This window comes from Microbacterium tenebrionis (assembly GCF_903645325.1).
GTDB lineage: Bacteria > Actinomycetota > Actinomycetes > Actinomycetales > Microbacteriaceae > Microbacterium > Microbacterium tenebrionis.
Window position 1 is genome coordinate 387,920 of the sequence record NZ_CAHJXQ010000002.1, and the last position, 12,849, is coordinate 400,768.

General features: G+C 69.2%; 13 protein-coding genes. 7 read left to right on the forward strand and 6 right to left on the reverse strand.

Going from position 1 to position 12,849, the window contains the following annotated elements; all coding sequences use genetic code 11:
- The first annotated feature begins 22 nt into the window (after positions 1–22).
- Together HWX58_RS05205 and hpf are read left to right on the forward strand one after the other, a co-directional pair.
- A complete protein-coding gene (locus HWX58_RS05205; protein ID WP_227530401.1) occupies positions 23–697 on the forward strand; it encodes a ComF family protein in 675 nt (224 codons plus the stop codon).
- A gap of 113 nt (positions 698–810) precedes the next feature.
- A complete protein-coding gene (gene hpf, locus HWX58_RS05210) occupies positions 811–1,473 on the forward strand; it encodes a ribosome hibernation-promoting factor, HPF/YfiA family (RefSeq protein ID WP_175985947.1) in 663 nt (220 codons plus the stop codon).
- A 62-nt stretch (positions 1,474–1,535) separates the two neighbouring features.
- Here hpf and HWX58_RS05215 read toward each other — a convergent pair whose 3' ends face one another.
- Together HWX58_RS05215 and HWX58_RS05220 are read right to left on the reverse strand one after the other, a co-directional pair.
- Entirely contained in the window at positions 1,536–2,861 is a 1,326-nt protein-coding gene (locus HWX58_RS05215) for a coiled-coil domain-containing protein (RefSeq protein WP_175985948.1), read from the reverse strand.
- Between the two features lie 41 nt (positions 2,862–2,902).
- Positions 2,903–3,502 (reverse strand): PadR family transcriptional regulator, encoded by a 600-nt coding sequence (locus HWX58_RS05220; protein WP_175985949.1) that lies wholly within the window; start codon positions 3,500–3,502, stop codon positions 2,903–2,905.
- 183 nt (positions 3,503–3,685) lie between these two features.
- Between HWX58_RS05220 and secA the strand changes: the two genes are divergently transcribed.
- Entirely contained in the window at positions 3,686–6,454 is a 2,769-nt protein-coding gene (gene secA / locus HWX58_RS05225) for a preprotein translocase subunit SecA (protein ID WP_175985950.1), read from the forward strand.
- 27 nt (positions 6,455–6,481) lie between these two features.
- Positions 6,482–7,708: a pyridoxal phosphate-dependent aminotransferase gene (locus HWX58_RS05230; protein ID WP_175985951.1), complete on the forward strand. Its 1,227-nt coding sequence runs from the start codon at positions 6,482–6,484 to the stop codon at positions 7,706–7,708.
- Here the strand turns inward: HWX58_RS05230 and HWX58_RS05235 are convergent.
- Together HWX58_RS05235 and HWX58_RS05240 are read right to left on the reverse strand one after the other, a co-directional pair.
- Entirely contained in the window at positions 7,632–8,882 is a 1,251-nt protein-coding gene (locus HWX58_RS05235) for a CpaE/TadZ family protein (RefSeq protein ID WP_175985952.1), read from the reverse strand. The genes HWX58_RS05230 and HWX58_RS05235 overlap by 77 nt on opposite strands.
- Positions 8,879–9,499 carry an SAF domain-containing protein gene (locus HWX58_RS05240; RefSeq protein ID WP_175985953.1) on the reverse strand — a complete coding sequence of 207 codons (621 nt, stop codon included), beginning with the start codon at positions 9,497–9,499 and terminating at the stop codon, positions 8,879–8,881. The genes HWX58_RS05235 and HWX58_RS05240 overlap by 4 nt, the downstream gene beginning before the upstream one ends.
- Positions 9,500–9,597: 98 nt before the next feature.
- Between HWX58_RS05240 and HWX58_RS05245 the strand changes: the two genes are divergently transcribed.
- Entirely contained in the window at positions 9,598–9,867 is a 270-nt protein-coding gene (locus tag HWX58_RS05245) for a helix-turn-helix domain-containing protein (RefSeq protein WP_175985954.1), read from the forward strand.
- Between the two features lie 31 nt (positions 9,868–9,898).
- On the opposite strand, the gene HWX58_RS05250 is transcribed toward HWX58_RS05245, so the two are convergent.
- The gene (locus tag HWX58_RS05250; protein ID WP_175985955.1) at positions 9,899–10,489 is read right to left on the reverse strand and encodes a hypothetical protein; all 591 of its coding nucleotides are present in this window, start codon (positions 10,487–10,489) and stop codon (positions 9,899–9,901) included.
- A 123-nt stretch (positions 10,490–10,612) separates the two neighbouring features.
- Between HWX58_RS05250 and HWX58_RS05255 the strand changes: the two genes are divergently transcribed.
- On the forward strand, positions 10,613–10,999 hold the full coding sequence (locus HWX58_RS05255; protein WP_175985956.1) for an Rv3235 family protein: 387 nt from the start codon (positions 10,613–10,615) through the stop codon (positions 10,997–10,999).
- 29 nt (positions 11,000–11,028) lie between these two features.
- On the forward strand, positions 11,029–12,510 hold the full coding sequence (locus HWX58_RS05260; protein WP_175985957.1) for a sensor histidine kinase: 1,482 nt from the start codon (positions 11,029–11,031) through the stop codon (positions 12,508–12,510).
- A 30-nt stretch (positions 12,511–12,540) separates the two neighbouring features.
- Here HWX58_RS05260 and HWX58_RS05265 read toward each other — a convergent pair whose 3' ends face one another.
- Entirely contained in the window at positions 12,541–12,789 is a 249-nt protein-coding gene (locus HWX58_RS05265; protein WP_172990412.1) for a WhiB family transcriptional regulator, read from the reverse strand.
- Positions 12,790–12,849 lie beyond the last annotated feature (60 nt).

Below are 12,849 nucleotides of genomic sequence, written 5' to 3' on the forward strand. Positions count from 1 at the left end.
ACGGATCCCGGGAGCGGGGGCCGTGCCGGATGCGTCCGGCGGCATGCTGGACGGCATGATCGACTGGGCGGAGCTGACCGACGAGATCGCCGCATTCGTGCTGTCCGCGTGCTGCGCCGGATGCGACGCGCCGGGGACGCTGCTGTGCGGCGATTGCCGACGTGCGCTGAGCGCCGAGCCGGTGCTGTCCACGTCGCCGAACGGGATGCCGATCACCGCCGCCTTCCCGTTCGAGGGCGTGGGCGCCCGCTGCATCCGACGTGTGAAGGAGGACGGCGAGACGCTTCTCGCCCATCCGCTCGGTGCGGCGCTGGCGGATGCCGCTGCATCGTCGATCTCTGATCATCCTGACGCCCTCCTCGTTCCGGTGCCGACCGGCCGGGCTGCTTTCCGCCGGCGCGGCTACCGCGTGCCGGAACTGCTCATGCGACGGGCGGGACTCGCCCCGACGCGCCTGCTGAGAGCGGTCAGACGCACGGAGGATCAGCGCGACCTCGACGTCGATGAGCGGCGCAGGAACGTTGCAAGGAGCATGCGGGCACGACACGCCCGGGGCGATGAGGAGGTGCTGATCTTCGACGACGTCGTGACGACCGGATCGACGCTCGACGAGGGCGCGAGAGCACTGCGAGCCGCCGGATTCCGCGTGTGCGGAGCCGTCGCGCTCGCCGCGACACCGCGTCATCGGAAACTCTGAGCGAACACATCGTGACGGAGCCGTGACAAGGAGGGAAACGCGGACTACGGTAGGGGGTCACAAGGCGACCACGGTCCGCCCTTGGCCGGGAGGACCGGGACAAGGAGGCAGCAATGGAAACAAGCATCGTTGGCGTCGGAGTGGGTATCACCGATCGCTTCCGAACCGTTGTCGAAGAGAAGATCGCCCGGGTCCAGCAGTTCGCCGCGAAGGCGCAGCGCCTGGACGTGAAGGTCACGCACCGCGCCTATCGCGGCGGCCGTGTCCCCGACGAGACCGTCGAGCTGACGCTGATCGGCAAGGGGCCCGTGGTCCGCGCCGAAGCCGTCGACGGAGACAAGTTCGTCGCCCTCGACCTCGCCGTCGACAAGCTCGCCGAGCAGCTGCGGCGCGCGAAGGAGAAGCGCGTCGACGGTCGCCAGCATCCGCGCGGCGCGCACTTCGAGAAGGGCAGTGGCTCTCTCGAGGGGATCGACGTCCAGCCGGCATCCGTCGACGTGCTCCAGGCTGTAGCCACCGGCACGGTCCCCGTCCAGGCTGACGAAGAAGAGGAGTACTCGCCCGTCGTCATCCGCACCAAGAACTTCGACGCCGAGTGGATGACGGTCGAGGAGGCCGTCGACCGCATGGAGCTGGTCGGGCACGACTTCTTCCTGTTCGTCGACGCCCGCACCGACCACCCCAGCGTCGTCTATCGCCGCAAGGGCTGGGACTACGGCGTGATCTCGCTGACGACTCAGGCCTCGCCCGAGGCCGCGGAGGCGCTGGCATCCTGACGTGAAGCGAAGGCGAAGGCCCACTCCGAGCGGAGTGGGCCTTCATGCTGTCGCGGGGGCCGTCAGTCGAAGATGCCGTCGAGGATGCTGCCGATGACGAGGCCGCCCATGATGCCGCCCATGATGTCGCCACCGCCGCCGCGGCGTCCGCCGCCCCAGCCATCGCCGCCCCAGCCGGGAGCCTGCTGCTGCGGGCGGGCGGAGTCGATGTCGCGCTGCGCGAGCTGCAGCGCCTCCGCAGCGAGCTGGGCGACCCGGCGGGATGCCGCCAGCGCCTGGTCGCGCGTCTCCTCGGAGGCGACCATCTCTGGGATGTCGATGCGCAGACGCTCGGCCTCGGCGAACCGCGTTCGCGCGTCGGCGCCGATCCAGCCGCGGTGGCCGGAGATCAGTCCCCTGGCGACTCCGAGCTGACGGTCGGCGTCGTCGAGCGCATGCTGCACCTGGGCGACGCTCGGCAGCGGATTCTGGGCACGGTACTGCGCCTTGGCGATCGCGTCGTCGAGCGCCGTGTTCGCGGTGCGCAGCTGTGTCAGTTCGGCGAACGGATCGCTGCGCGAGCCCGCGGGGGAGAGAGCGTCGAGGGCCTTCTCGAGGTCGGCGACCGCGGACGCCACGGCGGGGACGTTCGGGGCATTCCTGGCCGCGACGATGTCGCCGCGGGAGTCCGCGACGACCTCGGCGAGGGTGGATTCGGCACGCAGGGCCTCGATCTCGAAGTCCTCCACGGCGTCCATGAGGGCGCCTGCCCGCCGCGTCGCCTCCGTGGCGGTCTCGAGGGCGAGATTCGCCTCTTCGTTCTGCCGCGCCGCGCGACGGCGCTCGGAGACGTCGGCGCCGTGGGTGGCGAAGGCGATGAGCTGCTCGGCCTCGTCGGCGGACGCCGCGATCTGATGCATCGCCGACTCGGCGTACCGCGAGGACAGGCGCTCGATCGTCGCGCGGGTCTGCGGGATGCGGGCGCTCAGGGCCTCGGCATCCCGGCGGACCTGCTCGATGATCTGCGGAGCCTGCCGCACGCGCGTCACGGAGTCGGCGAGGGCGCCCGTCTTCTCATCGAGGAGATCCTCCGCCCACTCGCACAGCTGGACGATGCGCGCGTTGCGGGTGCGCAGCTCCTCATCAGTGTCGGGGATCTCGTCGTGGTTGAGCTGGTGCAGCTGGAAGGCTTCGCGGAGGTGCGTCTTCACCGATTCCAGTGCCGCTTTCAGATCCTTCGTGAGCGAGACGCCGAGCTCCGCCTCGGCGAAGGCGAGTTCGTCGCCCGCGGTGCGGATCCGCTCGTCGGCCGCGACGAGCGCCTGCTCGGCCCGGCGCGCGAGATCGGCATCCTGAGCCGCCTGAGCGGCCTCCTGCTCACGTTTGCGCTTGCCCCAGAAACCTGCCATGGCTCGATCCTACTTTCCGTACGCCATGCGTGTGCTGTGGATCAGGCGGGTATCGGCCGTCCGATCGGGCGTCCCCGCTTCGGGCGCTCCGCGGTGAGTTCGAGCCCCATCGCGTGGTCGGGATGCCCGGCGAGGCGCTGCTCGGCGTGATCGAGCCAGCGCAGCTCGGCCTCGGCGGCGAAGATCATCGAGTCCGCGACGAGGGACCAGGCGAGCCCCTGAGGGCCCTCGGGGTCGGATCCCGCGTACTCCGCACGTCGCAGGGACTCCAGCTGCTGCATCGAGGCCGTGCGCTGCGCCCGGATGACTCCTGCCACGTCCACGCCGGGCAGGGTGGCGGCGACGGCGAGCTTGATCGCGACCTCGTCGCGCGTGGCCTGCGTCCGCACGACGGGGGAGGAGAGCCACCGTGCCACCTCGGCGGATCCGGCATCCGTGATCTGCCAGTACACGTGGCCCAGGGGGTCGGCTTCGCCGCGCGCGACCAGCCCGTCCCGCTCCAGGCGCTCGAGCGTGTTGTAGATCTGCCCGACGTTCAGTGGCCACGTCGAGCCCGTGCGGCGGTCGAACTCTGCGCGCAGCTGATAGCCGTAGCACGGGCCCTGGTCGAGGATGGCGAGCAGGCTCTGGCGAACGGACACGTGACCTCCTGAAATCATTGCTGAGTAAATACATACAGGGAAACCGTGTGCGATGCCAGATCGCGGGAGCGGCGTGTCCTGTGCAGACGACGTGCAGGTCACGGGCCGGTAACATGGCACAGTATGCCCGGCACCGAAGCCCGATCTGGGTGGCTGGGATCTGACCCAACAGGGAGACTAAAAGTGGCGAATCCTCTTGAGAAGCTGCTGCGCGCGGGCGAAGGCCGCATCCTTCGCCGTCTGAACCAGGTCGTCAAGGCCGTGAACGCCCTCGAGCCGGACTTCGAGAGCCTCACCGACGAAGACCTCGCGAACGAGACGACCGTGCTGCGGGAGCGCTTCGAGAAGGGCGAGACCCTCGACCAGCTCATGCCTGAGGCCTTCGCGGCGGTCCGCGAGGCGGCCAAGCGCACGCTCGGCATGCGCGCATACGACGTGCAGCTCATGGGCGGCGCGGCCCTTCACCTCGGGAACATCGCCGAGATGAAGACCGGTGAGGGCAAGACGCTCGTCGCGACGTTCCCCGCGTATCTGAACGCCATCGCGGGTGAGGGCGTCCACGTCATCACCGTCAACGACTTCCTCGCCTCGTATCAGGCAGAGCTCATGGGCCGCGTGTACCGGGCCCTGGGCATGACCACGGGCATCATCGTTTCGGGGCAGACGCCCGCCGTCCGCCGCGAGCAGTACGCCGCCGACATCACCTACGGCACGAACAACGAGTTCGGCTTCGACTACCTGCGCGACAACATGGCATGGCGCAAGGAGGACCTCGTCCAGCGCGAGCACTTCTACGCGATCGTCGACGAGGTCGACTCCATCCTCATCGACGAGGCCCGCACCCCGCTGATCATCTCGGGTCCGTCCTCCGGCGAGGCCAACCGCTGGTTCACCGAGTTCGCGAAGATCGCCCGGACCCTCGAAGCCGGCGTGGACTACGAGGTCGACGAGAAGAAGCGCACCGTCGGCGTGCTCGAGCCCGGCATCGAGAAGGTCGAGGACTACCTCGGCATCGACAACCTGTACGAGTCGGCCAACACGCCGCTGATCTCGTTCCTGAACAACTCGATCAAGGCGCTCGCCCTGTTCAAGAAGAACACCGACTACGTCGTCATGAACGACGAGGTCATGATCGTCGACGAGCACACGGGCCGCATCCTCGTCGGGCGCCGCTACAACGAGGGCATCCACCAGGCGATCGAGGCCAAGGAGGGCGTTCCGGTCAAGGCCGAGAACCAGACCCTCGCCACGGTCACGCTGCAGAACTACTTCCGCCTGTACGACAAGCTCGCAGGCATGACCGGTACCGCCGAGACCGAGGCGGCCGAGTTCATGTCGACCTACAAGCTCGGCGTCGTGCAGATCCCCACGAACAAGCCGATGATCCGCAAGGACAACCCCGACCTCGTCTACAAGAATGAGACGGCGAAGTTCGCGCAGGTCGTCGAAGACATCGCCGAGCGCCACGAGACCGGCCAGCCCGTGCTCGTCGGAACGGTCAGCGTCGAGAAGAGCGAGTACCTCTCGCGACTGCTGGCGAAGAAGGGCATCAAGCACGAGGTCCTCAACGCCAAGAACCACGCACGCGAGGCCGAGATCGTCGCCCGCGCCGGGCGCCTGGGCGCCGTCACGGTCGCGACGAACATGGCCGGTCGAGGCACCGACATCATGCTCGGCGGAAACGCCGAGTTCCTCGCCGTCCAGGAGCTCAAGGCCAAGGGGCTGGACCCCGCAGAGACTCCGGAGGAGTACGAGGCCGCCTGGGACGAGGCGTACGAGGCCATGAAGGCGGTCGTCGCCGAGGAGAGCGCCAAGGTCGCCGAGGCCGGCGGACTGTATGTGCTCGGCACCGAGCGCCACGAGTCCCGTCGCATCGACAACCAGCTGCGCGGTCGATCCGGCCGTCAGGGCGACCCCGGTGAGAGCCGCTTCTACCTGAGCCTCACCGACGACCTCATGCGGCTGTTCCAGTCCGGTGCGGCCGAGGCGATCCTCGCGCGCACGAACTTCCCGGACGACGTCCCGATCGAGTCCGGCCTCGTCTCGCGCGCGATCCGCAGCGCGCAGTCGCAGGTCGAGTCGCGCAACGCCGAGATGCGCAAGAACGTCCTGAAGTACGACGACGTCCTCAACCGTCAGCGCGAGGCGATCTACGCCGACCGCCGCCAGATCCTGCAGGGCGATGACATCGCGGACCGTGTGCAGCACTTCATCGAGGACGCCATCACCGGAGTCGTCACCGACCACACCGGCGAGGGCCACACCGAGAGCTGGGACTTCGACGCGCTGTGGACGGAGCTGAAGACCCTCTTCCCCGTCAGCGTGACGATCGACGAGGTCGTCGCCGAGGCCGGCGGACGCAAGGGTGGGATCACGACCGACGGACTCACCCGCGAACTGCTCTCCGACGCGAAGATCGCGTACGAGAAGCGCGAAGAGAGCCTGGGTGAGGCAGCCACACGCGAGCTGGAGCGCCGCGTCGTGCTGCAGGTGCTCGACCGCCGCTGGCGCGACCACCTCTACGAGATGGACTACCTGAAGGACGGCATCGGCCTGCGCGCCATGGCCCAGCGCGACCCGCTCATCGAGTACCAGCGCGAGGGCTTCGCGATGTTCCAGTCCATGATGGAACAGATCAAGGAAGAGTCGGTCGGCTACCTCTACAACCTCGAGGTCGAGGTGCGCAGCGCCGCGGACTCCGAGGTCACCCAGGTCGAGGCCAAGGGCCTCGTCACCGGTGGCGGAGAGCAGCGCCTGGAGTACTCCGCGCCCAACGACGCCGGCGAGGTCGAGGTACGCAACGACCGCGGCCAGGTGCAGAAGTCGACGCCCGAGACGGATGCCGCCCCGGCCCAGGAGAGCGCGCGTGGCGCCTTCGGCCAGCGGGTGGATGCTCCGGCGGCGGCCCCGCAGAACCGCGAGCAGCGCAGGGCGGCCAAGAAGAAGAAGTAGGCGCGTGCGGGTCATTAGACTCGGGTGATGACCCACACGCGCACCTTCGACCAGTCGTCGAAGCTCAAGAACGTCCTGTACGAGATCCGAGGCAAGGTTCCGGCAGAGGCGGCGCGGCTGGAGGCAGAGGGTCACAGCATCCTCAAGCTCAACACGGGCAACCCTGCGATCTTCGGCTTCGAGGCTCCGCACCAGATCGTGCACGACATGCTCGCGGCGCTCCCGACCGCTCACGGCTACAGCGACAGCAGAGGCATCGTCTCGGCGCGTCGTGCGGTCGTGAGCCGCTACGAGGAGATCCCGGACTTCCCGCACTTCGGTCCGGACGACGTCTATCTCGGCAACGGTGTGTCCGAGCTCATCACCATGACCATGCAGGCGCTGCTCGACGAGGGCGACGAAGTTCTGATCCCGGCGCCCGACTACCCGCTGTGGACGGCGATGACGAGCCTTGCCGGCGGAACACCGGTGCACTACGTCTGCGACGAGCAGAACGAGTGGCAGCCCGACCTCGAGGACATCCGCTCCAAGGTCACCCCGCAGACCAAGGCGCTCGTCATCATCAACCCGAACAATCCGACGGGCGCGGTGTACTCGCGCGAGGTGCTCGAGGGTCTCGTGCAGATCGCCCGCGAGAACGAGCTGCTGCTGCTGTCCGACGAGATCTACGACCGCATCCTGTTCGACGATGCCGAGCACATCCCCACGGCCACGCTCGCACCCGATCTGCTGTGCCTCACCTTCAACGGGCTGTCCAAGACCTATCGGGTCGCCGGCTACCGCTCGGGCTGGCTCGTCGTCACCGGCCCCCAGCGGCACGCGAAGGGCTTCATCGAGGGCATCACGCTGCTGGCGTCCACGCGTCTGTGCCCCAACGTGCCCTCGCAGTTCGCCGTCCAGGCGGCCCTCAGCGGAGTGCAGTCGATCGATGCGCTCACCGCCCCCACCGGCCGGCTCCACGAGCAGCGCGACATCGCGTGGGAGGGCCTGGAGTCGATCCCTGGTGTGTCATGCGTCAAGCCTCGTGGCGCGCTGTACGCGTTCCCGCGACTCGATCCGGACGTGCATGCGATCCACGACGACGAGAAGTTCGTCTACGACCTTCTGATCGCCGAGCGGATCCTGCTCGTGCAGGGCACCGGCTTCAACTGGTCGACACCGGATCACTTCCGCGTCGTCACCCTGCCGGAACCGCGGGTGCTCGGCGAGGCCATCGAAAGGCTCGGGAACTTCCTGTCGAGCTATCGGCAGTGACCCCGGCCCGCCGGGCCGGCGGGTCGATGTGCTCGGCCAGCCGGCGCACCGCGGCGACGAGCGCGGAACGCGGTGTGACATCCGCCATGGGCCTCGCGTGCAGCAGCGCGGCATCGGCGGCGCGCTGATCGAAGGGCAGGAACGCGACGTCGCTGATGCCGGCGAAGCGCTCGAGGGCGCGTCGGATCTGCCCACGTGCGTCGATGCCCAGCGGGCCGGGGCGCACCTGATTGGCGACGACGACGATCCGAGCCGTCGGCCCGACCAGTCCGCGCAGCTCCGCGTGATCGCGGAGGAACCGCGAGATCGAGAGGGGATCGGCGGCGGTCACCGCCACGATGACGTCGGCCTCGCGCAGCGCGGTGGTCGTCGCCGCGTGCCGCCGGGGCCCGGCCAGATCGTCCGAGATCTCCTCGTAGGACTCGAACGCGGCTGAGACGTCGATGACCGTGCTCTCCGCCCACTCCCGGCAGACGGCCAGGGCGGCGCTGAGTCGTTCCGCCGAGAGTTCCGGCCACCGGGAAGGGCGGTTGAGGCCGGCGAGCACCTCGACGGTGCCTGCGCTGGTCTCCATCGACACCGAGATGCGATCGAGCTCTGCGGCGTCGAGTCCGCCGAGCCCGGCACGACGGCACGCCGCAGCGATGCCGGGCGCATCATCGCCGAGCCCGAGCAGCAGCGCCAGCGACGGGGCGACGGTGTCGGCGTCGATCAGTGCGCAGCGGCTCGCCGAGCGCGAGAGCTCGAGGGCGAGCTGGATCGCGAGTGTGGACCGCCCAGGAGCCCCGTGCGGACCCCATACGGCCACGATGCGGTGCGGAGCATTCGGCGCAGGTTCGACGGTCCGCGGTGCTTCGGCGGACAGCGCTGCGGCCACCTGCCAGGCGTCCGCATCCTCGGGGAGCGCTTCGGGGAGGCCGTACCGGCTGAGCAGCCGCGAGTCGCCCGTCCCGAGGGTCACGATCCGCACCCCGGACTCATCGCACGCCGCGACGAGGTCGCCGGTGAGCGCTGCGCGCGTGGCGGGGAGGACGAGCGCATCGGCCGCCGAGAGGAGGCTGCGGCTGAGATCCACTGGCCGCACCACGCCGATCACCGTGTGCCCGATGCGTTCGAGGTCCTGCGCGAGTGCTGCGGCGCGCGGCTCCTCGACGGCGACGACGACGGCCGTCATGAGCCGGACCCGAGCGGGACGATCGACAGGGCGGCCCCGGCGTTGATGGCGGCGAGCACGTCGGCGACGTCCGCCCTGTCGATGACGAGCTCGACGGCGGCGCTCCGTTCGGCCAGCACTCCGTCGCTCTCGGGGATGGATGCCACGACGACGTCCGCTGCCAGGATGCGCGGCGCGTCGTACTCGCCGTCGTCCTGAAGCGGCGGCGAGTACCAGAGCTCGACCGGTGTCCCGGCCTCGACCCTGGCGGGGATGCCGACGCTGCTCTCGACCACGATGTTCGTCGTGCGGCCGCTCTCTGCGTCGCCGGTGGCCGCGGCCGCGAGCAGTTCGCCGTCGGCGACCGTTCGGGCTGCGATCATGCCCGGCTCGAGATCCTGGGGCGCGAGGTAGCCGTCCACGACCGTGCCCAGGCTCACCTCCACGACCTGGAAGTCGCCGGACGCGAGTGCCTCGCCCTGCGTGATCGTGCGATTCGCCTGGAGCACGGGAGTCGTCTCGCGCGCGGACGAGACGATGAGCCAGACGCCGGCGATGGAGAGGATCACGAGGACCAGGCCGATCAGGAACCGGATGTCACCCCAGAACGGCCGTCTGGCGCGTGGATGCGTCGTCATGCGTTCATCGTCACAGAATCATGAGCCGGCGGTCGAAAGTTATCCACAGGACCGCGCCGCATCTCATGACTCCGACCGCAGCGGGACACAATGGAGGCATGGCCGATTCGCCCGCATCTGCTCCTCGCTTCCTCGCGCCCGCGCAGGTGGCCGAGCTGCTCGACATCGATGTCGATGAGGTGATCGCCCTCGTGATGGCCGGGCGCCTGCGCGGTGCTCAGCTCGGCGCCCCGGCGCGATGGCGTGTGGAAGAGGCCAGCGTCTCCGACTATCTCGCTGAGCAGACCGAGGATGCCCGGCGCATGGCCCTGTGGCGCCAGGCCGACGCTGCGAGCTTCCCCGAGGTGTGGGGCCCGCAGCGGCCCTGACCTCCGTCGCATGGATGAGCGTGCCTCGCGCTCACACCGTGGCTGCGGTCGTCCGCACCCACCGCACCGCTGTGAGCGGGACGATGCGGAACGACCGCACGGCACTCGCGAGCCGCGACTCGCCCGCGTCATGAACGGCGAGGTCGAGGTGATCTTCGCCTGCCCGATCTATCGTCCCGTGCACGCGCTCGCCGCCGCCGAGGGCGAGGTGCACGGCCACGCGGCGGCGCGCGAAGTCGCGCAGCAGGAACCCGAGCGTCATTCGGGAGCGCAGTGCGTCGTGAGGCGCCTCGACATCCTCCAGCGTCTCGAGGATCGCGCCGTGGTGCGTCTCGATTCCGCTCAGCGCACCGACCGGGACGATCAGCGCTCCTGCGGTGTCGCGGGAGTGCACGGCGATCCAGTCCGCTCCGACCGCGGCGAGCCGCCCGGAGACCCGGTCTCCCTCTGCGAGATGAACGACCACCGGCGCCCCGCTCCGGTGCAGGACGTTCAGCCGGTCGCGCAGCGTCAGCTTCGAGATCCGCAGACGCTCGGACTCGGCATCCAGCACGGCCCGCTCCGCCTCCCACTCGGCGGCGAGCTGACCCTCGAGGTCTTCGAACAGACGATCCCAGTGCACACGAGAGAGCGTACGGGAGCCGATCGGCCGCATACGAGTTATCCACATCTTGCGCTTCGTGCCCGGCGGGCAGGTGCTCAACCGTGCTGTACTGACTCCCATTGCCGACGGAGAGTGACGACGATGACGCTTCATGAGTACTTCGCACCGCAGCCGACGCCCGCATCCGAGCTGCCGGACCCCGCGCCGCTGCTGCGGAGTCTGACCCAGGGAGTGCTCGAGGTCTTCGCCGGAGTCCGCGAGCTCGATCAGCTCGCACGATGGTTCAGCGAAGAGGCGTTCCGCAGGCTCGGCGCGCGGGCGAACCTCTCCGCCCGGGCGCGCAGCGCCCGCGGCACGGCCCCGGTCCGCCCCGTGTTCGAAGTGCTGTCGATGCGTCAGTCCGCCCCTGCCGACGGCGTCATCGAGGCCGTCGTGATCGTCGCCGGCCCCGGGCGTACGAGGGCGGTCGCCGTGCGCCTGGAGGGCCTCGACAGACGGTGGCGCGCCACGTCGTTCGCCGTGCTCTGATCGGGCCGACAGCTGACTAGTCTGGGAGAGTGTCGACCCTCAGTGACCTCGTCCATGCCCAGGGACTCCTGAACGACGAAGACGTCGAATGGCTCCACCGTCTCGCCGGTGACGGCCAGCTCCTCGCGGACCTCGCATCCGCTGACATCGTGATCTGGATCGCCACAGAGGACGGATCGTTCGTGGCCGTCGCGCACACGAGGCCCAGCGGAGCCGCGACCCTGTTCTACCGCGACATCGTGGGGGAGCGCGTGCGCCCGCAGTGGAAGACGCAGGTGCAGGGCGCGTTCGACTCCGGCGAGATCGTCGATTCGTCTTCACCGGACTGGTTCGAGGAGACGCCGACGCGGGTCCGCGCGGTGCCCATCTTCAGGGCGCGCCGTTCCGACTCGGGCAAGCCGGTCATCGGCGTCGTCACCAGGCACACCAACCTCGGCGAGGCCCGCACACCGTCCAGGCAGCAGATCACCTTCGACGAGTGCGCGAACGACCTCTTCCACATGATCGCGGGCGGCGACTTCCCCGACCTCGCCGCTCCCACCTCACCGCGCCGCGGCGCCCCCCGGGCCTCCGACGGGCTGATCCGCATCGACGTCGACGGCATCACGACGTTCGCGAGCCCCAACGCGCTGTCCGCGTTCAACCGGATGGGCTTCGACGACGAGCTCGAGGGCGAATCGCTCGCCGAGGTCACCACGCGTCTGGTTCCGCCCGGCCGTGAGGTCGACGAATCACTGCCCGTCGTCGTGACCGGTCGCGCCCCGTGGCGCACGGACATCGAGGCGCGCGGAGTGACGGTTTCGCTGCGCGCGATTCCGCTCAAGGACCACGGATCCCGCATCGGCGCGATCATCCTGTGCCGCGACGTCAGCGAACTGCGCCACCAGGAGCAGGAGCTCATCACGAAGGACGCGACGATCCGCGAGATCCACCATCGTGTCAAGAACAACCTGCAGACGGTCGCCTCACTGCTGCGCATCCAGGCACGGCGCACGCACTCCGACGAGGCCCGCGACGCCCTCACACAGGCGATGCGCCGCGTCGACGCGATCGCCGTCGTGCACGACACCCTCGCACAGGGTCTGACGCAGAAGGTCGACTTCGACGAGGTGTTCCACCGGGTCCTCAAGCTCGTCGCCGAGGTCGCGGCCGCCCCGAACACCCGGGCGCGGACGCAGTCCACGGGGCACTTCGGCGTCCTGCCCAGCGAGTATGCGACGCCGCTTGCGCTGGCGCTGACCGAAGTGGTCACGAACGCCGTCGAGCACGGCCTGGCCGGCAAGGAGGGGACCGTCACGATCGACGCCACGCGCACGGACGAGAACCTGCACGTCTCGGTGCGCGACAGCGGCCACGGCCTGCCCGAGGGTCGGGTCGGTCAGGGCCTCGGCACGCAGATCATCCGCACCCTGATCCAGGGGGAGCTGGGTGGCAGCATTGCGTGGCACGGCAGCGAGGGCGAGGGCACGGAGGTGTCCATCGACATCCCGCTGCGCTGGCTGACCAAGTAGTCCCGCGCAGCGGGCGGGCGGTGCTCCGCGTCAGCTGGCGCGGCGCGCGCGGGCAGCGCGGCGCTTGAGGGCGCGGCGCTCGTCTTCGGACAGACCGCCCCAGACGCCGGAGTCCTGGCCGGTCTCGAGTGCGTACTGCAGACAGATCTCGGTCACCGTGCAGGTGGCGCAGACGGCCTTCGCCTTCTCGATCTGGTCGACCGCTGGTCCGGTGTTCCCGACGGGGAAGAACAGCTCGGGGTCGACAGTCAGGCAGGCGGCCTTGTCGCGCCAATCCATGGGGGCTCCTCGGTGTGGATGTACGGTGAGCGTTCGCGGTGCGAAGACTCGATTTCGAGC